General features: G+C 62.4%; 17 protein-coding genes. 9 read left to right on the top strand and 8 right to left on the bottom strand.

All coding sequences use genetic code 11. The features are described from left to right. Positions 1 to 48: 48 nt before the first annotated feature. The 7 genes from USDA257_RS14930 to USDA257_RS14960 all read right to left on the bottom strand — a co-directional run bounded on the left by USDA257_RS14930 (position 49) and on the right by USDA257_RS14960 (position 9,149). Positions 49 to 1,221, bottom strand: a complete 1,173-nt coding sequence (locus USDA257_RS14930; protein WP_014763809.1) for a siroheme synthase family protein — start codon at positions 1,219 to 1,221, stop codon at positions 49 to 51. Then, positions 1,193 to 3,850: a nitrate reductase gene (locus tag USDA257_RS14935; protein ID WP_014763810.1), complete on the bottom strand. Its 2,658-nt coding sequence runs from the start codon at positions 3,848 to 3,850 to the stop codon at positions 1,193 to 1,195. The genes USDA257_RS14930 and USDA257_RS14935 overlap by 29 nt, the downstream gene beginning before the upstream one ends. Before the next feature lie 2 nt (positions 3,851 to 3,852). Beyond that, a complete protein-coding gene (gene nirD / locus USDA257_RS14940) occupies positions 3,853 to 4,191 on the bottom strand; it encodes a nitrite reductase small subunit NirD (RefSeq protein WP_041414252.1) in 339 nt (112 codons plus the stop codon). A 4-nt stretch (positions 4,192 to 4,195) separates the two neighbouring features. Beyond that, positions 4,196 to 6,658, bottom strand: coding sequence for a nitrite reductase large subunit NirB (nirB, locus tag USDA257_RS14945; protein ID WP_014763812.1), 2,463 nt, complete (start codon positions 6,656 to 6,658; stop codon positions 4,196 to 4,198). 6 nt (positions 6,659 to 6,664) lie between these two features. After that, entirely contained in the window at positions 6,665 to 6,862 is a 198-nt protein-coding gene (locus tag USDA257_RS36940; protein ID WP_014763813.1) for a hypothetical protein, read from the bottom strand. Between the two features lie 351 nt (positions 6,863 to 7,213). After that, the gene (locus USDA257_RS14955; RefSeq protein WP_014763814.1) at positions 7,214 to 8,518 is read right to left on the bottom strand and encodes a CmpA/NrtA family ABC transporter substrate-binding protein; all 1,305 of its coding nucleotides are present in this window, start codon (positions 8,516 to 8,518) and stop codon (positions 7,214 to 7,216) included. A 40-nt stretch (positions 8,519 to 8,558) separates the two neighbouring features. After that, positions 8,559 to 9,149, bottom strand: coding sequence for an ANTAR domain-containing response regulator (locus USDA257_RS14960; protein WP_014763815.1), 591 nt, complete (start codon positions 9,147 to 9,149; stop codon positions 8,559 to 8,561). A 363-nt stretch (positions 9,150 to 9,512) separates the two neighbouring features. Here USDA257_RS14960 and USDA257_RS14965 point away from each other — a divergent pair, with 363 nt between their 5' ends. From USDA257_RS14965 to USDA257_RS14985, 5 genes are all read left to right on the top strand, one after another. Then, positions 9,513 to 10,202 (top strand): response regulator, encoded by a 690-nt coding sequence (locus USDA257_RS14965; protein ID WP_014763816.1) that lies wholly within the window; start codon positions 9,513 to 9,515, stop codon positions 10,200 to 10,202. Positions 10,203 to 10,245: 43 nt separating this feature from the next. After that, the gene (locus USDA257_RS14970; RefSeq protein WP_014763817.1) at positions 10,246 to 11,418 is read left to right on the top strand and encodes an FIST signal transduction protein; all 1,173 of its coding nucleotides are present in this window, start codon (positions 10,246 to 10,248) and stop codon (positions 11,416 to 11,418) included. Continuing rightward, a complete protein-coding gene (locus tag USDA257_RS14975; protein ID WP_014763818.1) occupies positions 11,415 to 13,655 on the top strand; it encodes an ATP-binding response regulator in 2,241 nt (746 codons plus the stop codon). The genes USDA257_RS14970 and USDA257_RS14975 overlap by 4 nt, the downstream gene beginning before the upstream one ends. A gap of 97 nt (positions 13,656 to 13,752) precedes the next feature. Continuing rightward, positions 13,753 to 14,427, top strand: a complete 675-nt coding sequence (locus tag USDA257_RS14980) for a hypothetical protein (protein WP_014763819.1) — start codon at positions 13,753 to 13,755, stop codon at positions 14,425 to 14,427. After that, the gene (locus USDA257_RS14985; RefSeq protein WP_014763820.1) at positions 14,424 to 14,777 is read left to right on the top strand and encodes a hypothetical protein; all 354 of its coding nucleotides are present in this window, start codon (positions 14,424 to 14,426) and stop codon (positions 14,775 to 14,777) included. The genes USDA257_RS14980 and USDA257_RS14985 overlap by 4 nt, the downstream gene beginning before the upstream one ends. Before the next feature lie 145 nt (positions 14,778 to 14,922). Here the strand turns inward: USDA257_RS14985 and USDA257_RS14990 are convergent, their stop codons facing one another. Next, the gene (locus tag USDA257_RS14990; protein ID WP_014763821.1) at positions 14,923 to 15,531 is read right to left on the bottom strand and encodes a hypothetical protein; all 609 of its coding nucleotides are present in this window, start codon (positions 15,529 to 15,531) and stop codon (positions 14,923 to 14,925) included. A gap of 171 nt (positions 15,532 to 15,702) precedes the next feature. Between USDA257_RS14990 and USDA257_RS14995 the strand changes: the two genes are divergently transcribed. The 4 genes from USDA257_RS14995 to xoxF5 all read left to right on the top strand — a co-directional run bounded on the left by USDA257_RS14995 (position 15,703) and on the right by xoxF5 (position 20,066). Further along, positions 15,703 to 16,830, top strand: coding sequence for an S-(hydroxymethyl)glutathione dehydrogenase/class III alcohol dehydrogenase (locus tag USDA257_RS14995; RefSeq protein WP_014763822.1), 1,128 nt, complete (start codon positions 15,703 to 15,705; stop codon positions 16,828 to 16,830). 8 nt (positions 16,831 to 16,838) lie between these two features. Further along, on the top strand, positions 16,839 to 17,669 hold the full coding sequence (gene fghA / locus USDA257_RS15000) for an S-formylglutathione hydrolase (protein ID WP_041414254.1): 831 nt from the start codon (positions 16,839 to 16,841) through the stop codon (positions 17,667 to 17,669). Between the two features lie 13 nt (positions 17,670 to 17,682). After that, a complete protein-coding gene (locus USDA257_RS15005; protein WP_014763824.1) occupies positions 17,683 to 18,096 on the top strand; it encodes a c-type cytochrome in 414 nt (137 codons plus the stop codon). Between the two features lie 167 nt (positions 18,097 to 18,263). Further along, positions 18,264 to 20,066, top strand: coding sequence for a lanthanide-dependent methanol dehydrogenase XoxF5 (gene xoxF5 / locus USDA257_RS15010; RefSeq protein ID WP_014763825.1), 1,803 nt, complete (start codon positions 18,264 to 18,266; stop codon positions 20,064 to 20,066). Positions 20,067 to 20,115 lie beyond the last annotated feature (49 nt).

Consider the following 20,115-nt stretch of genomic DNA (forward strand, 5'->3'; position numbering starts at 1 on the left):
TCAGCTGAGCGGCGGCCGCGCGCAGCAGGACCGAAAGCAGCCTTAGATCTAATGGCCGGCGACCCGAAGACGCTGCTCCTTGGTCTGCTCGGCCATGCCCGCGACAATGACCGACTTGGCACCGTCGTTCTCCCACGGACTCCGGTGGCGCCGAGTGGCAACGCCCGGCACGATTTCCACGGGAACGCCGAGTTTACCGAGCCATGCAGCCTCTTGCTGCGTGGCGGCACTGGTTGTCGGATCGCCCGCCTGGAGGCGCACGACGCGTTTTCCGGCTTTCGCCAGAGCGCCTAGCGACGCACTTCCGCCTTGAACGCCTGCATCCCGGCTCGGCTGGTTGACGAGAATGCGCTTGGCTTCGCGCCGGGCGAGTTCCAGCACCTCATCGGAGATCCGTTCGTCGTAGAGGATGACGTCGGCGGCCTGGAGAGCGCGGACGGCTTTCAGCGTCAGCAGTTCCGCATCCCCAGAGCCCGCGCCAACGATGGTGACGCGGCCGATGGCGGGACGGGGCGTTGCCAGGCGATCCACCTCCGCCATCAGCCGCGTCTCCACACCCTCCTCCGGTGTTTCTACAAAAGCCTGATCGACGAAACGCTCCCAGAAGGTGCGCCGCCGAGCGCCCGGTTGCAAGCGCGCATTCACTCGCTCGCGGATCGCCTGGGCGATCCTCGCCCAGCTCTTGATCGTCGGTGGCAGCAGGGTCTCGATCCGTCGGCGGATCGCCTGCGCCAGGATCGGTGCCGCCCCGTCGGTCGAGATTGCCACGACCACCGGCGACCGATTGACGATCGACCCGAACTGGAACTGGCAGAACTGGGGCTTGTCGACAACGTTGACGGGCACGCCTGCCGCGCGCGCCGCCTTGAAGAAGGCTTTGGCCTCTCGATCATCTTCACAGTCGGCGATTGCCAGCACCGCATCGCCGAAGATGCCGTCGTCCCACGATTGATCGTGATGCACGAAGGAACCGTCTTCATCGGCGGCGCCGCGGGCGAGCAGGTCGAGAAAGCCGTCGCCGAGTTCCGTATGCACTGCAAAGACATGGACCTCGGCGCCGCAGGCCGCGAGGAGTTCAGCTTTCCAGGCCGCCCCATCGCTGCCGCCGGCGACGATGACGCGCTTGCCTTTCAGCGTCCAGAACAGCGGCAGCGTCGCAAGCGCAGCGACACGCTGCGGCTTCGAGGCTCCATCATTCGGCAGCGGCGGCAAGGCATGCATGGATGATCCCCCTGATCTCGGCGCGGCAGGAGCCGCAATTGGTGCCGGCGCTGAGCTTCTCGCCGACCGCCTCGACGCTGTGACAGCCTTCGCGGATGGCCGCGGTGATCTGGTTGACGCCGACGCTGAAGCAGGAACAGACCGTCGCGCCCGGGTCGGGCTTGTCGGCCCCGGGACGCCCAGCCGCCACGGCGAAGCGCTTGCTGAGATTGGCATGCGACGCGCGGAGCTGCGAAACCGCCCAGCTGCGCGCCACAGCGACAGGTCGGGGCGAGAGGAAGAGCGCGGCGAGCAGCCTGTCGCCGTCGAAGAAGGCGAGGCGAAACTCGCCGGAGGTCCGATCCGTATAGCCGATCGGGTCGATATCGGCGGGAATGGAGAAAGCCTGCCGGCACCAGTCGATCCAGTCGCCGTCCATTTCGGTAAAGGCGAGTTCCATCCGCCAACCGCCATCGGCCATGGCGATCGCCCAATAGGCGGCATTGAGCCCCTGGGGTTTTTCGGCCGAAACGGCGAAGCCGTAGATCTTGGCGGCAAAGCGCCTGGCCCGAACGGCGACATTCTTCGAAGCCGGCTGGCCGGAGACGGGGTCGGTGACCGGCGCGACCAGCGCGTCGATGCGCGCCTTCGAAGCGAACTGATCGTTCCAGTGCATCGGCACGAAGAGATTGCCTTCGGCCTGGCGATCGGTGACAAGCGCCCGCACGATTGCCGCGCCATGCGGGCTCTCGATCGCCACGAGATCGGCATCGGAGACGCCAACAATTTGCGCATCGCGGGGATGGATTTCGACGAAGGGCTCGGCGAGATGGCTCGATAGCCGCGCGCTCTTGCCGGTGCGGGTCATGGTGTGCCAGTGGTCACGCACCCGCCCGGTATTGAGGGTATAGGGAAAGGCCTCGTCGACGCGGCGCGTCTGCGGCGCCCGAACGGCGATGAAGCGGGCGCGGCCATCCGGATGATAGAACCCGCCCTCGGCGAAGAAGCGCTTCACCTGAGATGCGGTGCCTTTCTGCTGTGGCCATTGGAAAGGCGCGAGGGCGTCATAGGCGGCCTGCTGGATCGCCGCGTGGGCGCTGATATCGAAGTCGCGGCGTTCGTCGTTTTCGAAGCCCGACAGAGCGGCATGTTCGGCAAAGACTTCGGACTGAGACGAATATCCGAACGCCTCCTGGAATCCCATTCGCCGCCCGACCTCGGCGAGTTGCCACCAGTCGGCGCGTGCCTCTCCCGGCGCTGCGAGAAAGGCGCGCTGGCGCGAGACGCGCCGTTCGGAATTGGTCACCGTGCCGTCCTTTTCGCCCCAGCCGAGCGAGGGCAACAGCACATGCGCGTGGCGGGCCGTATCGGTCTGCCGCTGCATGTCGGAGACGACGACGAAGGGACAGGCCTTGATCGCCGCTTCGACGGCGTCTGCGTCGGGCATGGAGACGACCGGGTTCGTCGCCATGATCCAGAGCGCCTTGATGCGCCCGTCTGCAACGGCGCGGAACATGTCCACTGCCTTGAGGCCCGGCTTGGCGGCGACTGCGGGAGAGCCCCAGAAGCGCCGTACAAGATCGCGGTCGTCCGCCTTCTCGATATCCAGGTGGGCGGCAAGCATGTTTGCCAGCCCGCCGACTTCGCGCCCGCCCATCGCATTTGGCTGGCCGGTCAGCGAAAAGGGGCCCATGCCCGGGCGACCGATGCGGCCGGTTGCGAGGTGACAGTTGATGATGGCGTTGACCTTGTCGGTGCCGGCGGCCGACTGATTGACGCCCTGGCTGTAGCAGGTCACGACCTTTTCGGTCGTTTCGAACAGTCGGAAGAATTCACCCAACTGCTTCTGAGTGAGCCCTGTCGCGTCCGACAGGTGAGGGAGATCGAGTACCGCGGCGGCCTGAAGGGCCTCGGCGAAGCCGTTGGTGTGGGCCCACACATAGTCCTGGTCAACGGCGCTGTTGTCTGCCAGATACGCAAGCAGCCCGTTGAAAAGCGCCGTGTCGCCGTCCGGCGCGATTGCCAGATGCATGTCGGCGATATCGGCCGTCATGGTCCGCCGGGGATCGATGACGACGACCTTCATCTCCGGGCGGCTGGTCTTCGCCGCCGAAAGGCGCTGATAAAGAACCGGGTGGCACCAGGCGAGATTGGAGCCCGTCAGGATGACGAGATCGGCAAGCTCAAGATCCTCATAGGTGCCCGGCACCGTATCGGAGCCAAAGGCGCGGCGGTGGCCGGCGACCGAGGAGGACATGCACAGGCGCGAATTCGTGTCGATATTGGCCGAGCCGATGAAACCCTTCATCAACTTGTTGGCTATGTAATAGTCTTCCGTCAGCAATTGTCCCGAGACGTAGAAGGCAACCGAATCGGGACCGTTCTCGGCGATACTGCGCGAAAAGCGTTCAGCAACAAGATCGAGCGCTTCGTTCCAACCTGCCCGACGGCCGCCGATCTCCGGATGGAGGAGGCGGCCGTCGAGATCCAGCGTCTCGGCCAGCGCCGAGCCCTTGGAGCACAGCCGGCCGAAATTGGCCGGGTGCTCGGGATCACCCTTGACGCTGACCGCGCCATCATCACTCACACGGGCGATGACGCCGCAGCCAACGCCGCAATAGGGACAGGTGGTCTTGACCTCGTGCGCCATGTCTACTCCGCGGCGGCCAGCGTCAGGGCTTCAAGCGCGATGGAGAGGGCGCCGTTGTCGTTCTTCACCGGGATCGTGCGCACCGCACCCTCGTCGGCGCCGAGCGCCTTGCCGGTCTCGAGCGAGATCACCCAGTTGTGCAACGGGCAGGTGACCGCGGTGCCGTGGACGATGCCCTGGCTGAGCGGCCCGCCCTTGTGCGGGCAGTGATCCTCGATCGCGAAGACGTCGTTCTCGGCCGTTCGGAAGACGGCGATCTTGCCGATCGGCGTTTTGACGCAACGGGCGCCGCGGAGCGGAATGTCGCTGATGTCGCCAATAGCAATCCAGTTCATTGTCATCACCTCATTCCGCTGCCTGATTGAACTCGACCGTCGCCATCGGCCGGAATTCGTGCTTGTCCTTGCCGGAGACGCGCTCCGACCAGGGATCGACCTGGGCGAATTTCTGGCTGAAGACGAAGCGGTCGTAGTAGCCCTTGCGCTTCTCGGCATCGTCCATGATCTGGCGGCGGATTTCGTCGAGGCCGACACGCTTCGCCCACTTGTATATGCGCTCCAGGTAACGGGCCTGTTCGCGATACATCTGCGTCAGCGCGACGATGTGCTCGAGCGCCTCGTCCTCGGTCTTGACCAGGCCCAGGACCTCGGTGCCCTTGATGTCGAGGCCGGCGGCGCCAGCGAAGTGGATCTCGAAGCCGGAGTCGACGCAGATAACGCCGATGTCCTTGCAGGTGGCTTCGGCGCAGTTGCGCGGGCAGCCGGAGACGGCCATCTTCAGCTTGGCCGGCGTCCAGGAGCCCCACATGAATTTCTCGATGCGGATACCGAGCCCGGTCGAATCCTGGGTGCCGAAGCGGCACCATTGCGAGCCGACGCAGGTCTTCACGGTGCGCAGGCCCTTGGCATAGGCCTGGCCCGAGACGAATCCGGCCTTGCCGAGATCGGCCCAGACCGCCGGCAGGTCCTCCTTCTCGATTCCGAGCAGGTCGATGCGCTGGCCGCCGGTGACCTTGACCAACGGGACATTGAACTTGTCGGCGACATCGGCGATGGCGCGCAGTTCCTTCGAATTGGTGACGCCGCCCCACATGCGCGGCACCACCGAATAGGTGCCGTCCTTCTGGATATTGGCGTGGACGCGTTCGTTGATGAAGCGCGACTGGTAATCGTCGGCATATTCGTCCGGCCAGTCGCAAACGAGGTAGTAGTTGAGGGCCGGGCGACATTTGGCGCAGCCGCAGGAGGACTTCCACTCGAGCTCCTGCATGACGGCGGGAATGGACTTCAACCCCTTCGCCTTGATGAGCCGGCGCACGTCGTCATGGCCGAGCTCGGTACAGTTGCACATCGGCTGGACGGCGGCCGGGTTGTAGGTCTCACCGAGGGTCAGCGACATCAGCTGCTCGACGAGGCCGGTGCACGAGCCGCAGGAGGCGGATGCCTTGGTGTGGGCACGAACTTCGTCGAGCGAGGTCAGGCCTTTGCCGGTGATCGTGGAGACGATCTTGCCCTTGCAGACGCCGTTGCAGCCGCAGATTTCCGCATCATCCGGCAAGGCTGCAACGGCCGCCATAGGGTCCAGCGGGGACCCTCCCTGATAGGCCTGGCCGAAAATCAGGGTGTCGCGCATCTCCGAGATCTCGGTGCCCCGCTTCAACAGATCGTTGAACCAGGCGCCGTCGGCGGTGTCGCCGTAGAGGACAGTACCGATGATGCGGTTATCCTTGAGCACCAGCCGCTTGTAGATGCCGGCGGTAGCATCGCGCAGCACGATCTCCTCGCGGTCGTCGCCATCGGCGAAGTCGCCGACGGAATAAAGGTTGATGCCGGTGACCTTCAGCTTGGTCGGCGTGTCGGAATGGACGAAGGCAGCCTTGCGATCTCCTGCAAGGTGGGAGGCGGCAACCCGCGCCATTTCATAGAGGGGTGCGACGAGGCCGTAGACCATGCCGCCGACTTCGGCGCATTCGCCGAGCGCCATGATATTTCCGTCGGAGGTCTGCATGCCGGCGTCGACGACAATGCCGCGGTTGATAGCGAGCCCCGCATCCTTGGCAAGGCCTGCATTCGGCCGGATGCCGACCGCCATGACGACGAGTGTCGCCGGAATGATCCGGCCGTCGTCGAGCTCAATGCCCTCGACCTTTTCCTCGCCGACGATCCGCTTGGTGTTTGCCTTGGTGATGACCTTGATGCCGCGCTCTTCGACCGCCTTCTGCAAGAGATAGCCGGCGGCCGGATCGAGCTGACGTTCCATCAGCGTCGGCATGACGTGCAGGACGGTGACATCCATGCCGCGCAGGGCGAGGCCGGCGGCCGCTTCCAGCCCGAGCAGACCGCCACCGATGACGATCGCCTTCTCGCGCGACTGGGCCGCGAGCAACATCGCCTGCACGTCATCGAGATCGCGATAGGTGATGACCCCGCGCAGATCCTTTCCCGGCACCGGAATGATGAAGGGCACCGAACCGGTGGCGATTACCAGCTTGTCGTAGCTTTCCGTCACGCCGTGATCGGAGGTGACCGTCTTGGCGTTACGGTCGATCGCGACGATCTTATGGCCCTTGTAGAGGGTGATGCCATGCTTGATGTACCATCCGTCGCCATGGATGATGATCTCTTCGTATTCCTTTTCACCGGATAGCACCGGAGAGAGCATGATGCGATCGTAATTGACGCGCGGCTCGGCATTGAAGATCGTTACTTGATAGCGCCCGGGCGCCTTCTCGAAGAGCTCTTCCAGCATGCGGCCCGGCGCCATGCCGTTGCCGATGATGACGAGTTTTTCAGGGGTGCGTTCAGCCATTGGGTATCACTCCGCAGCTTCGACGAAGAGGTGGCGCTCGTAGAGAGGCTTGTGCACTGCTTCGCGACAGTTCAGGTAGGTTCGGTCGAGCAACGCGCGGATCTCCATGACCTCATGCCGCACATGTGCGCGCGTCAAAGCGGCCGTCGCGGTCGTCTTCAGGAGGCTGCGGCGGTGGAAGCCGCCCGTTGAGGCCTTGGTCATGTGCACGTTTCCTCAAATGTGGACCGGTCGAACCGGCATAAAAAAACGCCGCTTGGACATTGCGCTCCGGGAACTGGAAAATCCCTTTGGAGGCAAAGACCGTGCGACGTCGGTGTCTTTGGCAGGCGCTATCGGTGCCCGAGCTCGCTTCATTCGCCGTTGAGTGAAGCAATTGTAGAAAAGCAAGCGCCGTGCCATTTTCGAACCGAATCCATATATTATTGAATTTAAAAGAAAATTCTCGTCCTATTCAGATTGCCTAAAAAATGGACAGGGGATCCTGTGATTAATTATTGTGCGACGCGGCATTTGGAGGATTTCTCTGCCGCTTAAACAAGCAGCGCTCGTCGCTCAGATGTCGTCGAGCGAAGCGTGTGGAACGCCCGTCGCCTTCACTGGAAAGGCATCGACGTAATCCCCGATGTGTTCCGGGTCGAAGACGTGCCCGTCCATGAAGCGATCGCCGGGCGTTGCGCCTTCGACAGCCAAGTCGGGCTCCGCCGGCAGCGCACTGTTCGCGAGGGCTCGGCGGTAGAGATCCGGCCGGTAGGCCGCGACGCTTGCCTCCAGGCCCTCGGCAGACAACGCAACCTGTCCCCAGCGAACCATTTGGCTGTAAGTCCACAGCGCCTGGCTCGGCCGCGGGTAATTGGCAGAGCCGGCGTGAAAGACGAAATAGTCGTCGATGACACGCTGGTTACCCTCGGGGTCGATGGTGAACTGGCCGGCCAGCACCCGGCGCAGGATATCGACGGGCGCCGCGACGTAGCGCTGCTCCGAAAGAACCTCTGCGAGGGCTACGCGGTTCTCCGCTGCGTCGCACCAGCGCGCAGCGGCATCGAGCGCGACGAGGAGGCGCGAGACGGTCTCGGGATTGGCTTCGGCCCAATCGGGCCGCATGCCGATTACCTTCTCCGGCGCGGAGGGCCAGATATCCTGCTTGGTCGCCACGATGCGACCGACGCCTCGTTCCGAGGCAACCATGTTCCAGGGCGCCCCGACACAAAAGCCGTCGATGGCGCCGGCCGCGAGCGCATCGGAGGTCATCGGTGGTGGTACGACGACGAGCTTGACGTCGCGGTCCGGGTCGATGCCTCCGGCGGCAAGCCAATAGCGGAACTCGTAATTGTGCGAGGAAAAGGGGTAGGTGACGCCAAGCGTCAGCCGCGGCCTGCCGGCGGCCCGGGCGCGACGAATCACGGTTGCCAGGGCGTCCGCATTCGCCAGGGCGTCCTCGCTCGCGCCGAGTTCGGCCTCCCTCTGCATCTCGGCATAGAGCCGCGTCGACAGGGTGATCGCATTGCCGCCGCGCCCGAGCGAGAAGGGCGTGATCGTTGGCGACGGGTTGGAGCCGAGGCCGAGCATCGCGGCAACGGGCATGGGCGAGAGCATGTGTGCGACGTCGAATTGCCGGAAAGCGAGCCGGTCTCGCACATTCGCCCAGGAGACATCCTTCACCAGATCGAGGGTGATGCCCTCCTTTTGGGCAAAGCCGAATTCGGCTGCGGCGATCAGCACGGCCGAATCGACGAGCGGAATGAAGCCGGCGCGCACGGTGCGCGAGCCCTCGTGTCCCGCAATAGTCGGGGCCGGCAGGGCCGCGCCGGCGGCGAGTTGGCGCGCCTTGGACTCGTCGATATTCGTCAATGCGTTCACTCCGGTCTCTCCCGACGCGCGGCTCTGTGGTGTCCGTCGTTCATCGGATCAGCAATCCGGCGGCGGTCACCACGCTCTGCGCGATTTCCGAGATCTTCTTCTTCTCGTTCATCGCGGTCTGGCGAAGCAGCGTGAAGGCCTCCTCCTCGGAAAGCCCCCGCATTTTCATGAGAATGCCCTTGGCGCGTTCGACGAGCTTGCGTTCCTCAAGGGCCGATTTCGCGTCCGCAAGCTCTCGTTGCAGCCGGCTGAAGGCATTGAAGCGGCTGACAGCCATGTCGAGAATCGGTTTGACGCGTTCCTTTCTCAGCCCGTCGATCACGTAAGCCGAGACGCCAGCCTCGACCGCCGCCTCGATCGAGGCCGTGTCAGAGCGGTCGACAAACATGGCGATCGGCCGACCGACGGTGCGCGTCAGCTGGAAGAGGTGCTCCATCATGTCCCGGTTGGGGTTTTCGATATCGATGACGATGACGTCCGGCTGCAGCGTCTCGATGATGCGCGCAACCCCGTGGACTTCGTGGATGACCGTGACATTGCCGTGGCCCGCCTCGCGCAGGCCCTCTTCGATGATCGAGGCGCGAATGGCGTTCTCGTCAATTACTAGAATGGTCAGGTCTCGGTGGGGCATGTCGCATCATGATGCAGTGCAGCAAATTTCGCAATATGCATGCCTAAAATATTTGCTAACTCGGGAGTTGCATCTATTTAAGGCGAAGTCGCCGCGAAAACACACGCTGCATAAGCAAAGGGGAGAGCTCAAACGCGACTCGCTAGACGTCTCAGTGTTCGAAAGCGATCATGGATCGCCTCCGATAGCGAATGGGGGCGCATGGCGGAACCTCCGCAATTGCCTGACCTGGAAAACTGTGCGACAAAATGCCTCGCGACCTGCTGGGGAGAGCACGGCCGCAATGAGAGGAGAGAATATTTTCCAGTCGTCTTGGAGTCGGTTGAGCCGCTCCTGGAGAGGAAATATTTTGGGAGGAGAGCCATGCCGCGGACTGATGTGTCCGTCCACCCGCTTCCAATTAAGTCGGCTCTGGTGATCGACGATCATCCGCTCTACTGCGATGCCTTGGCCGCTACAATGGAAAGCACCTTCAATACGCGTCGAATTCGCACAGCCTGTTCGCTCGGTGAAGCGCTGCAGCAATTGCGAATGCGGTTTTCGCCTGACCTGATCATGCTAGATTTGAACCTGCCCGATGCGTCGGGTCTAAGCGGCTTTCTGAAGATCAAGGAAAGGACGCCTGATATCCCGGTGATCGTGATCTCGGCAATTACATCCAAAGGCGTCGTCCAGTCGGTCATTGCCGCCGGCGCCGCGGGTTTCATCCCCAAGGATATCGGCCGCCAGCATTTCCAGGAGGCTATGCGGGATATCTGGAACGGCAAGACCTATGTGCCTCCCGGTTACACGATACCTGCCCGCACCCGGCCGACCGATGGGTCGGTGGAAACGATTTCGCGCAAGATCGCGCATTTGTCGCAGCAGCAGACCCGCATTCTGGGGCTGATCTGCGAAGGGATGCCGAACAAGCTGATTGCCTACGAAATGCAACTGGCCGAGGCGACCGTCAAAGCCCACATCACGGCGCTCCTGCGGCGCCTGGGCGTCCACAATCGCACCCAGGCGGCGATGCTGGTGCGCGAAGTCTCGATCCGCCATAGCCTGCAATGAAAAGTGCCGCCAAGGAACGGGGGCTCGTGAGGAATGACGGCGCATGACGGCTGCCGACGATCTTGATCGCAGACCGGCGGTGGGCGTGCGGCTCGCCGTGTCGCATGCCGCTCATGCGGCCGATGCCCTTGCCGAGATCAAGCAGCAACTCGCCACGGCAAGGCCGAGCTTCATCCTTCTGTTTCCGCCGGACCGGTTACAGCCCGACGACCTCGCTGAAGCCGTGCGAATTTCCTTGCCGGACAAGGTCGTTTTCGGCTGCACGACCGCCGGCCAGATCACCCCGCGGGGATATGAGAATGACGCATTGTTGGCGATCGCTTTCGAGCGGCGTCACTTTCGGGTTGCTTCGACCCTGTTCCATCCGATCTCGCCGGTTTCGATTGCCGACGTCGTGTCGCAGACGGAGCGGCTCGCCTCGCAGTTTCGCGCGACGCCGGGCCGCAAACGGCTTGCCCTGGTTTTTGCCGACGGACTGTCCAAGCAGGAGGATATCTTGATGGCGGCCCTGGAGGTTGGCCTGAAAGACATTCCTGTGTTTGGCGGCTCAGCTGGCGACGGGCTGCGGTTCGCGCACACGCAGGTGCTGCACAATGGAGAATTCCACAGCAATGCCGCGCTTCTTTTGCTGCTGGAAACGGATTTGGCTTTCAGCGGTCTCGGCTTTGACCATTTCCAGCCCACGGATGTCCGTATGGTGGTGACCCGTGCAGTTCCGGAAGAGCGGCTGGTGCTGGAGATCAACGGCTCACCGGCGGCACAGGAATATGCCCGGCTCGTCAAGGTGCCGGTTGCCGAGTTGTCGCCGACAATTTTCGCAGAGAACCCCGTGCTGGTGCGCAATCGCAACCTCTATCACGTGCGGGCGATCCAGCAGATTCACGGCGAATCTGGCCTCACTTTTCTTTCGGCAATCGACGACGGTCTGCTGTTAACGCTCGGCCGCGGCAAGGAAATCATCCGCACGCTCGATTCCGGACTTGCCGTCAGCGACAAGGACGGTGAAGCGCCTGATTTCATCCTGGGGTTCGATTGCTATCTGAGGAAGCTTGAGATCGAGCGCAAGGGGCTGGACGGTAAGGCGTCCGAGCAGTTCCGGCAGCGCCGGGTCATCGGCTTCAACACCTATGGCGAACAGCATCTTGGCGTCCATGTCAACCAGACCTTTGTCGGCGTCGCCTTTTTCCGGCCAAAGGAAGGAAGCACGCCACTGTGATCAATCCGGACGAACCCTACGAGATACAGCTCGCCAAGCAGGCCAAGATCATTGAGGCGCTCATCAACCGGGCCGAGCGCGGCCATGAAGTCGGCGGCTCCGCCTATTCTCTCTTCGAATCGGCCATCGCCTTACAGGCCGAAGTCTGGGAAAAGACCAAGGATCTAGAAAAGGCGCTCGACACCCTCGGCAGAGCGTCGAGCGAGCTCGAGATCGCCTATCAGGCGCAGGAGCGCATCCAGAGAAACCTTGCCGATGCTATGGTCGCCATGGAGGGGGGCTTTGCTCTCTTCTCCGAAGATGGGTTGCAGGCCTGCAACGCCCAGTTCCGGCACCTGCTTGCTGATATCGAGCCGCTCATCAAGCCCGGCCTCGGTTATGACGATTACCTCGCGGCCGTCAACGCCAGCAAGTATTTGAACAGGAAGGAAGGCGGGGTGATCGGCCGCTCCCAGCCGCTCGTGAAGGAGCAGGGGCCGGATCAGCGCTTTTCGTCCTTTGTGATGGTGCTGAGGAACGATCGCTGGTTCCAGATATCCTGCCGGCAGACCAGTTCCGGCAACATCACAGTCCTGCAGACCGAAATCACCGATATCGTGCGGGAGAATCGGCGCGAGAAGAACCGCCTGATCGATCAGCATGCTCATTTCCTGCAGGCCGCTTTCGATCACATGTCGCTCGGCATCTGCACGTTTTCGGCGCGCGGCGAATTGCGGGTTCGCAACGAACGCTTCGGCGAGCTTCTCGGCGTGCCGCTCTTGCTTCTGAAGAAGGGAAGTCTCTTTCAGCGCATCGTCGAACATGTCGAGCGTCACGAGATTCTCGATCGCAAGGGACGCAGGTTCGCCGGCTGGTTCAAGGCCACCCGCCGCGGCGAGACGGTGCAGGAACGGTTCAGGCGGCGTGATGGGATGAGCCTCGACATCCGCATCCATTCCCTGCCTGACGACGGCTTCATCGTATCGGTCATGGACGTGACGATAGAGACCCAAGCGGCAGCGCTTCTCGAGCAACGGGTACAGGAGCGTACCGCCGAACTGATCGAAGCCAACCGCTTGCTCAAGGTCCATGCCGATGAGCAAGCCAAGATCGAAGGTGCTCTTCGGCAGGCGAAGGAAGCGGCCGAAGCAGCTCACACGTCCAAGACTCGCTTTCTGGCGGCGGCCAGCCATGATCTTCTTCAGCCGATCAACGCCGCGAAACTCTATCTGTCGATGTTGACGGAAACCGTTGGACAGCCGGGGGTGCAGGATGTGGTCAGCCGGCTGAACCGATCCTTCGCCTCGACAGAATCTCTTCTGCAGGCGCTTCTTGATATTTCGCGCCTCGACAGTTCCGGGGCCGAATTCAACGTCACATCGTTCGACCTTGGAAGCGCGCTACAGCGCCTGGCTGAGGATCTGGCGCCCTTGGCGACCGAAAAGGGCATCGATCTTCGTATGGTCCCTTCCTCGCGCTGGGTCACCAGCGATCAGCGTTACCTGATGCGCTGCATCCAGAATCTGGTGGTGAACGCTATTCAATATACGGAGCGTGGACGTGTGCTCGTCGGCTGCCGACTCGGCAGCGACCGGCTGCGGATCGAAGTGTGGGATACCGGCATCGGCATTTCGGAGGAGGACCAGACGCGGATCTTCAACGAGTTCACTCGGGCCGGCGGTGCGGGAAAAGGCACCGGCATGGGACTTGGCTTATCGATCGTCGAGCGGGCCTGCCGGCATCTCGGCCATCCCGTCCGGCTGGTGTCGCAGACCGGCCGTGGCTCCGTCTTTTCGATCGAGGTGCCGCTCGCCATGCCTGGCCGTGCCAGCGATGCCTGCGAAAATCCGGTAGCGGAGGCGATGCTCGACGGCAGCCTTGATCTCATCGTCATGGTTGTCGAGAACGATCCCGACGAGCTTCACGCGATGACGCAGATTCTGGAGAACTGGGGAGCGAGTGTTCTGGCGGCCGGCTCGACTGCCGATGCCGTGGGGCTGATGCAGGAAATCGGCACGGCGCCCGATATTCTGCTCGCCGATTATCAGCTGGACGACGGCGACAATGGCATAGAAACGATCCAGGCGCTGCGTACGCTGGCAGGAGTTGAAGTCCCTGCAGTCATTATCACGGCCAATCGGCAGCGAGAATTGCTGCGGCTCGGCAACGAGATGTCGTTCGCGGTGCTTGCCAAGCCTGTGCAACTGGTGCGGCTGCGCGCATTGATCGACTGGAAGACCCGGGCGCGCGTCGCGTGAAACACAGACAAAGGTCTCCGGTGACAATGCGGCAGCCATTGCTAGGCTTGTCGCCGACAAACGGGAGCCCGAAACGGCCCGAAACGGGAGGTCTGTGATGCGCGTTCTTCCTCTGCTTGCGCTGTTCCTGCTCGGACTTGGCCACGGGCCTTTGGCGGCTGCCGAAACCTACGCGCTTCTCTTCCGATCGACCGCGCTGAAGGGGCTCGAGGCGGGGCCGGGCAGCAGCGAAGCCGCCCAAGGCACACTCGTCTACGACAGGGTCATAACCGGTGCCGATGAAGGCCAGGCAGACGGCAGCTTCAGCATCGCTCTGAAGATCAAGCCCGACGACAATGTCGCCCTGACACTCCATCAGGGCGCCCGGTCTCGTGGGCTTGGCAGTTATCCGGCCTCGGTGGGCAATCCGCTCATCATGTACTTTCTCGAAAACGTGCTGGCCGATGTCGCCTTTCAGTCGGGCGGCAGCCCTTTCTATATGCGCAATCGGATCAAGGAAGCCCTGCTGCGGGACTCCGAGATCGTGCCCGTGACACTTCGTTACCGGAACCGCGAGATCGGTGCGCAGGAGGTGACGATCCGGCCGTTCACGACCGACAAGGCGCGCGAGCGGATGGGGAGGTTTTCCCAACTGGCGCTCGCCGTCACCGTGTCGGAAGAAATTCCAGGCTGGTACTATTCACTGATTGCCACCGTTCCTGCGGCCGCCGGCGCAGAGGCCGGCTATTCCAACGCCATTACACTGAGAGCGGCGGGGAAGGGCCGGCCATGATGCGGTCCGCGATATTGGCGTTGGCCATCGCGGCAGCCTCGCTACCGGCGAGCGCGCAGGGCATGCCGGAGCGACTGAATGATTACCCGACCGAGGTCCGGGCCGACTATGTCTTTGGTTGCATGGCGACCAACGGCCAGAGCCGGAAGGTTTTGAGCCAATGTTCCTGTTCGATCGATGTGATCGCTTCCATCCTGCCATATCGCAAATATGTCGAAGCCGAAGCGGTGCTGTCGCTCCAGCAGGCAGGCGGCGAACAGATGGCCATGTTCAAGTCGGCGGTCGTGCCACGCACCATGGTGGCCGAACTGAGACGAGCTCAGGCAGAGGCGGAGATCCTGTGCTTCTGAGCCTCAGGCGGGCGGCGGCCTCTCGCCAGAGCGCGGTCGAAGTGATTGTCGTCCAAACGCCGGAGCGCCGGGTCTGTTCGATCTCTTCACCGTGTACGCCGCTCTTGCCTGAACGGAGCCGGAGTGGGACCTGTGGCAGTATGGCTCATTGGGGCAGATGCCTGAGCAGGATCTGGGCAATGGCATAGGCGCGTTTTTCCAGAAGCACCGGTGTTTCGCAGACATAGGTGAGCGCCTGCGAGCGATCGCGGTAGATGCGCTCGTCCCAGTCGATCTGTTCCTCGAGCTTGTCTATGCGATCGAAATCCGGTTTCGTTTCGCCCGCAAGCTTCGCCATCTCGACCCGGCTGCCGTCGATCCGCGCGGACAGTGCGATCTGGCTGCGGGAATAGCGGCCGATCCCTGCGATTAGCCTTTTCCGGTTTTCCGAGAGGTTCTCGAACACTCCGAGGAAGATATTGCCGAGCATTCGGCTGTCCACCGGCGCAGTCTTCTCAACGAACTCCTGGATATGGGCACCGGCCTCTTCCAACGTGACCCGGCGAAGCGACAGGATTGCCACGAGATCGTTTGCCGCAGGCGCAAGCGGCATGCGGGTGATCGGCTCCGGCCACATCAGGCTCACTGACAGGTTCTCGGCCTTGCGCTGAATGCACGGCCAGTCGGGATCGGAAGAATCCACGGCACCTGCAGTGCCTGGAGGTTGTGTTGTTAGGCAAAGCGCCAGAGCAAGCGCATGCCAGGCGGCTCTCATCCTTGTCTCTCCGTCTTCGAACGAAGATCAGTATAGGCTGACCAAGGGAAAAGCCAAAGGTCGCGATTTACACACTAAGGTCGCAATTGTCATTACGCCGCGGCACGTCTGTAATCTGTGTACAAGGCCCGAAAAGGCGACCTTACAAAACGCAGATACCGGAGGCATTTCATGCGCACTCGCGCTGCTCTGGCTGTTGAAGCCGGAAAACCCCTAGTTGTGACCGAAGTCGAGCTCGAAGGCCCGCGGGCCGGCGAGGTGCTGGTCGAGGTGAAGGCCACCGGCATCTGCCACACCGACGACTTCACCCTGTCGGGCGCCGACCCGGAAGGGCTGTTCCCGGCCATCCTCGGCCATGAGGGCGCCGGCATCGTCGTCGATGTCGGCCCCGGCGTCACCTCAGTGAAGAAGGGCGATCACGTCATTCCGCTCTATACGCCGGAATGCCGCGCCTGCCCCTCCTGCCTTTCGCGCAAGACCAATCTGTGCACCGCCATCCGCGCCACCCAAGGCCAGGGCGTCATGCCGGACGGCTCGTCGCGGTTTTCGATCGGCAAGGACAAGATCCACCACTATATGGGCTGCTCGACCTTTGCGAACTTCACCGTCTTGCCGGAGATCGCCGTCGCCAAGGTCAACCCGGACGCAGCCTTCGACAAGATCTGCTACATCGGCTGCGGCGTCACCACCGGCATCGGTGCGGTGATCAACACGGCACGAGTCGAGGTGGGCGCCACCGCGATCGTCTTCGGGCTCGGCGGCATCGGTCTCAACGTCATCCAGGGGCTTCGGCTTGCCGGTGCCGACATGATCATCGGCGTCGATTTGAACAACGACAAGAAGGAATGGGGCGAGCGCTTCGGGATGACCCACTTCGTCAACCCGAAGGAGGTCGAGGGCGACATCGTTGCCTACCTCGTCAACATGACGAAGCGCGGTGCCGACCAGATCGGCGGCGCCGATTACACCTTCGACTGCACCGGCAATACCAGGGTGATGCGCCAGGCGCTCGAAGCCTCGCATCGGGGCTGGGGCAAGTCGGTGATCATCGGCGTGGCCGGTGCCGGCCAGGAGATTTCGACCCGGCCGTTCCAGCTGGTCACCGGCCGCTCCTGGATGGGAACCGCGTTTGGCGGCGCCCGCGGCCGCACCGACGTGCCGAAGATCGTCGACTGGTACATGGAGGGCAAGATCGAGATCGATCCGATGATCACCCACACGATGGCCCTCGACGACATCAACAAGGGCTTCGAGCTGATGCATTCCGGCGAAAGCATCCGGAGCGTGGTGGTCTATTGAGCGCGAAGATGGAACTTGTAGCGCAAAACCAATGCTTCGGCGGGACCCAGTCGGTTTACCGACACGCGTCCGAGGCTTGTGGCGTTGAGATGACCTTCGGCCTTTACATGCCGCCGCAGGCGCGGACGCGTCCGGTCCCGCTCTTATGGTTTCTGTCAGGGCTGACCTGCACGCATGAGAACGCCATGATCAAGGCCGGCCTGCAGCGGCACGCGGCGGAACAGGGACTGGCACTGGTTTTCCCCGACACCTCGCCGCGCGGCGAGGGCGTTGCTGACGACGAAGACTATGATCTCGGTCAGGGCGCGGGGTTCTACGTCAATGCGATGCAGCAACCCTGGGCACGGCACTACCGGATGTATGATTACATCGTCACCGAACTCCCCGCCTTGCTGCAGGAGCACTTGCCGGTCAACGGCGTCAACGGCATTACCGGGCACTCGATGGGCGGCCATGGCGCGCTGACCATCGCCTTTCGCAATCCCGGCCTATTCCGTTCGGTTTCGGCCTTTGCGCCGATCGTCAACCCGACCCGCTCGGATTGGGGCCGCAAGCAGTTTTCGGCCTATCTCGGCGACGACGAGGCGCATTGGGGCAAGTACGACGCCTGCCTGCTGCTCAGCGAACTTGGCTGGCAGGGCGATATCCTGATCGATCAGGGCGCGGCGGACCAGTTTCTCGCACAGTTGCAGCCCGAGGCGATGGCCCGGCTGCTGGCGGAGCGCCGGCAGGCCGGCGTCCTGCGGCTGCAGGCGGGATACGATCATAGCTATTACTTCGTGGCGAGCTTCGGTGAAGACCACGTGCGCTGGCATGCAGAGCGGCTGAACGCCGCGTAAGGGAGAGGAATGGATGACTTCAAGACTTGGTGCCCTCGTCGCGGCTGTAGTCGTATTCGGCGGAATATTCACGGGCGCGGTCGAACCGGCGCTTGCGCTGGATCCCGCGGCGGGTGATCCGGCCGCGGGCGAGAAGGTCTTTCGCAAGTGTCAGGCCTGTCACGCGATTGGTCCGGATGCCAAGGCAAAGACCGGCCCTGTGCTGACCGGCATACTCGGCCGGCCAGCCGGCAAAGCCGAAGGCTTTGCCTATTCCACTGCGATGGGCAAGGTGGCTGAGAGCGGCCTGGTCTGGACGCCGGACAAGATCGGCGAGTTTCTGACCAATCCCAAAGCCTTCCTGCCCGGCACCAAGATGACCTTTGCGGGATTGCGCAAGGATCAGGAGCGCGCCGATCTGATCGCATATCTGGCGAAGTTTCCTTAACCGCAAAACAGGAGCCGGTACACCAGCAGGAGGAAGGCGGCCCAGGCAGCGCATGGATCTTCGAAAATAGTGTCGCAAGCCGATACCGGGAAAGAGGAGACCGCAAGGTTTTCCCGGGGCGAGCGGGGTGAAGTGCCCTGATCGGCAGCACTCAAGAGGAGGATGAAATGAAACGAATTCTTTCAATGCTTGCCTTGATGTCGATAGGCGGTGCGCATGTCGCCCTCGCCAACTCGGAACTGCAGAAGCAAATCGATGACCCCAATCAATGGGCCATCCAAACCGGCGACTACGCCAATCTGCGCTACTCCAAGCTCGACCAAATCAACAAGGATAACGTCGACAAACTACAGGTGGCGTGGACTTTCTCGACCGGTGTTCTGCGCGGTCATGAAGGCTCGCCGCTGGTCGTCGGCGACATCATGTATGTCCATACGCCGTTCCCGAATACGGTTTATGCGCTGGATCTCAGCAAAGAGGGCCAGATCATCTGGAAATACGAGCCGAAGCAGGATTCGGAAGTCATACCCGTCATGTGTTGCGACACCGTCAACCGGGGCGTGGCCTATGCGGATAACAAGATCTTCCTGCATCAGGCAGATACGACCGTGGTCGCACTGGACGCCAAGACCGGCAAGGTGCTCTGGAGCGTCAAGAACGGCGATCCGGCCAAGGGCGAGACCAATACTGCCACCGTTCTTCCGGTGAAGGACAAGGTCATCGTCGGCATCTCCGGCGGTGAGTTCGGGGTTCGCGGTTCCGTGACGGCCTATTCGATGGCCGATGGCAAGCTCCTGTGGCGCGGTTATTCCATGGGCCCGGACAGCGACACGCTGATGGATCCTGAAAAGACCACTCATCTCGGCAAGCCGGTCGGCAAGGACTCAGGCCTCACCACCTGGGAAGGCGATCAGTGGAAGATCGGCGGTGGCACGACCTGGGGCTGGTATTCCTATGATCCCGAAGAGAACCTGATGTATTACGGATCGGGTAACCCTTCGACCTGGAACCCGACCCAACGGCCCGGCGACAACCGCTGGTCGATGACCATCTGGGCGCGCGATGTCGACACCGGCATGGCCAAATGGGTCTATCAGATGACGCCGCATGACGAATGGGATTATGACGGCATCAACGAAATGATCCTGACCGAGCAGAAGATCGGCGACACGGATCGCAAGCTGCTGACCCATTTCGACCGCAACGGCTTTGGCTATACTCTGGATCGTGTCAACGGCGAGTTGCTGGTGGCAGAGAAATACGATCCCACCGTCAACTGGGCGACTGAAGTCGTCATGGACCCGAAGTCAGACCAGTATGGCCGGCCGCAGGTGGTGTCGCAGTATTCGACCGAGCAGAATGGCGAGGACACCAACACGACCGGCGTCTGCCCGGCCGCGCTCGGCACCAAGGACCAGCAGCCCGCGGCCTACTCGCCGAAGACCGAGCTGTTCTACGTGCCGACCAACCACGTCTGCATGGACTACGAACCGTTCCGGGTAAGCTACACCGCCGGTCAGCCCTATGTCGGCGCCACGCTGTCGATGTATCCGCCGAAGGATAGCCACGGAGGCATGGGCAACTTCATTGCCTGGGACAACAAGGAAGGCAAGATCAAGTGGTCGCTGCCAGAACCGTTCTCCGTCTGGTCGGGCGCTCTGGCAACGGCAGGTGACGTGGTCTTCTACGGAACGCTCGAGGGCTATCTGAAGGCGGTCGACGCCGCGACGGGCAAGGAGCTCTATCGCTTCAAGACGCCTTCCGGAGTGATCGGCAACGTGATGACCTATTCCCATGGCGGCAAGCAGTATGTGGCCGTGCTTTCGGGTGTCGGTGGTTGGGCGGGTATCGGCCTGGCGGCCGGCTTGACCAACCCGACTGATGGTCTCGGAGCCGTCGGCGGCTACTCGGCCCTCAGCAACTATACTGCGCTGGGTGGCACGCTCACCGTGTTCTCGCTGCCGAAGTAAAGGCACGCCCAGGGAATTGGCGCGGGTTCATGAAAGCCCGCGCCAATTC

The sequence above is a fragment of the Sinorhizobium fredii USDA 257 genome (assembly GCF_000265205.3).
Classification (GTDB): domain Bacteria; phylum Pseudomonadota; class Alphaproteobacteria; order Rhizobiales; family Rhizobiaceae; genus Sinorhizobium; species Sinorhizobium fredii_B.

Excerpts from the sequence above, each read along its gene's own strand:
- USDA257_RS14930 (WP_014763809.1), bottom strand. The coding sequence starts at position 1,221 with ATGCATGCCTTGCCGCCGCTGCCGAATGATGGAGCCTCGAAGCCGCAG.
- USDA257_RS14935 (WP_014763810.1), bottom strand. The coding sequence starts at position 3,850 with ATGGCGCACGAGGTCAAGACCACCTGTCCCTATTGCGGCGTTGGCTGC.
- nirD (WP_041414252.1), bottom strand. The coding sequence starts at position 4,191 with ATGACAATGAACTGGATTGCTATTGGCGACATCAGCGACATTCCGCTC.
- nirB (WP_014763812.1), bottom strand. The coding sequence starts at position 6,658 with ATGGCTGAACGCACCCCTGAAAAACTCGTCATCATCGGCAACGGCATG.
- USDA257_RS36940 (WP_014763813.1), bottom strand. The coding sequence starts at position 6,862 with ATGACCAAGGCCTCAACGGGCGGCTTCCACCGCCGCAGCCTCCTGAAG.
- USDA257_RS14960 (WP_014763815.1), bottom strand. The coding sequence starts at position 9,149 with ATGCCCCACCGAGACCTGACCATTCTAGTAATTGACGAGAACGCCATT.
- USDA257_RS14965 (WP_014763816.1), top strand. The coding sequence starts at position 9,513 with ATGCCGCGGACTGATGTGTCCGTCCACCCGCTTCCAATTAAGTCGGCT.
- USDA257_RS14970 (WP_014763817.1), top strand. The coding sequence starts at position 10,246 with ATGACGGCTGCCGACGATCTTGATCGCAGACCGGCGGTGGGCGTGCGG.
- USDA257_RS14980 (WP_014763819.1), top strand. The coding sequence starts at position 13,753 with ATGCGCGTTCTTCCTCTGCTTGCGCTGTTCCTGCTCGGACTTGGCCAC.
- USDA257_RS14985 (WP_014763820.1), top strand. The coding sequence starts at position 14,424 with ATGATGCGGTCCGCGATATTGGCGTTGGCCATCGCGGCAGCCTCGCTA.
- USDA257_RS14990 (WP_014763821.1), bottom strand. The coding sequence starts at position 15,531 with ATGAGAGCCGCCTGGCATGCGCTTGCTCTGGCGCTTTGCCTAACAACA.
- USDA257_RS14995 (WP_014763822.1), top strand. The coding sequence starts at position 15,703 with ATGCGCACTCGCGCTGCTCTGGCTGTTGAAGCCGGAAAACCCCTAGTT.
- fghA (WP_041414254.1), top strand. The coding sequence starts at position 16,839 with ATGGAACTTGTAGCGCAAAACCAATGCTTCGGCGGGACCCAGTCGGTT.
- USDA257_RS15005 (WP_014763824.1), top strand. The coding sequence starts at position 17,683 with ATGACTTCAAGACTTGGTGCCCTCGTCGCGGCTGTAGTCGTATTCGGC.
- xoxF5 (WP_014763825.1), top strand. The coding sequence starts at position 18,264 with ATGAAACGAATTCTTTCAATGCTTGCCTTGATGTCGATAGGCGGTGCG.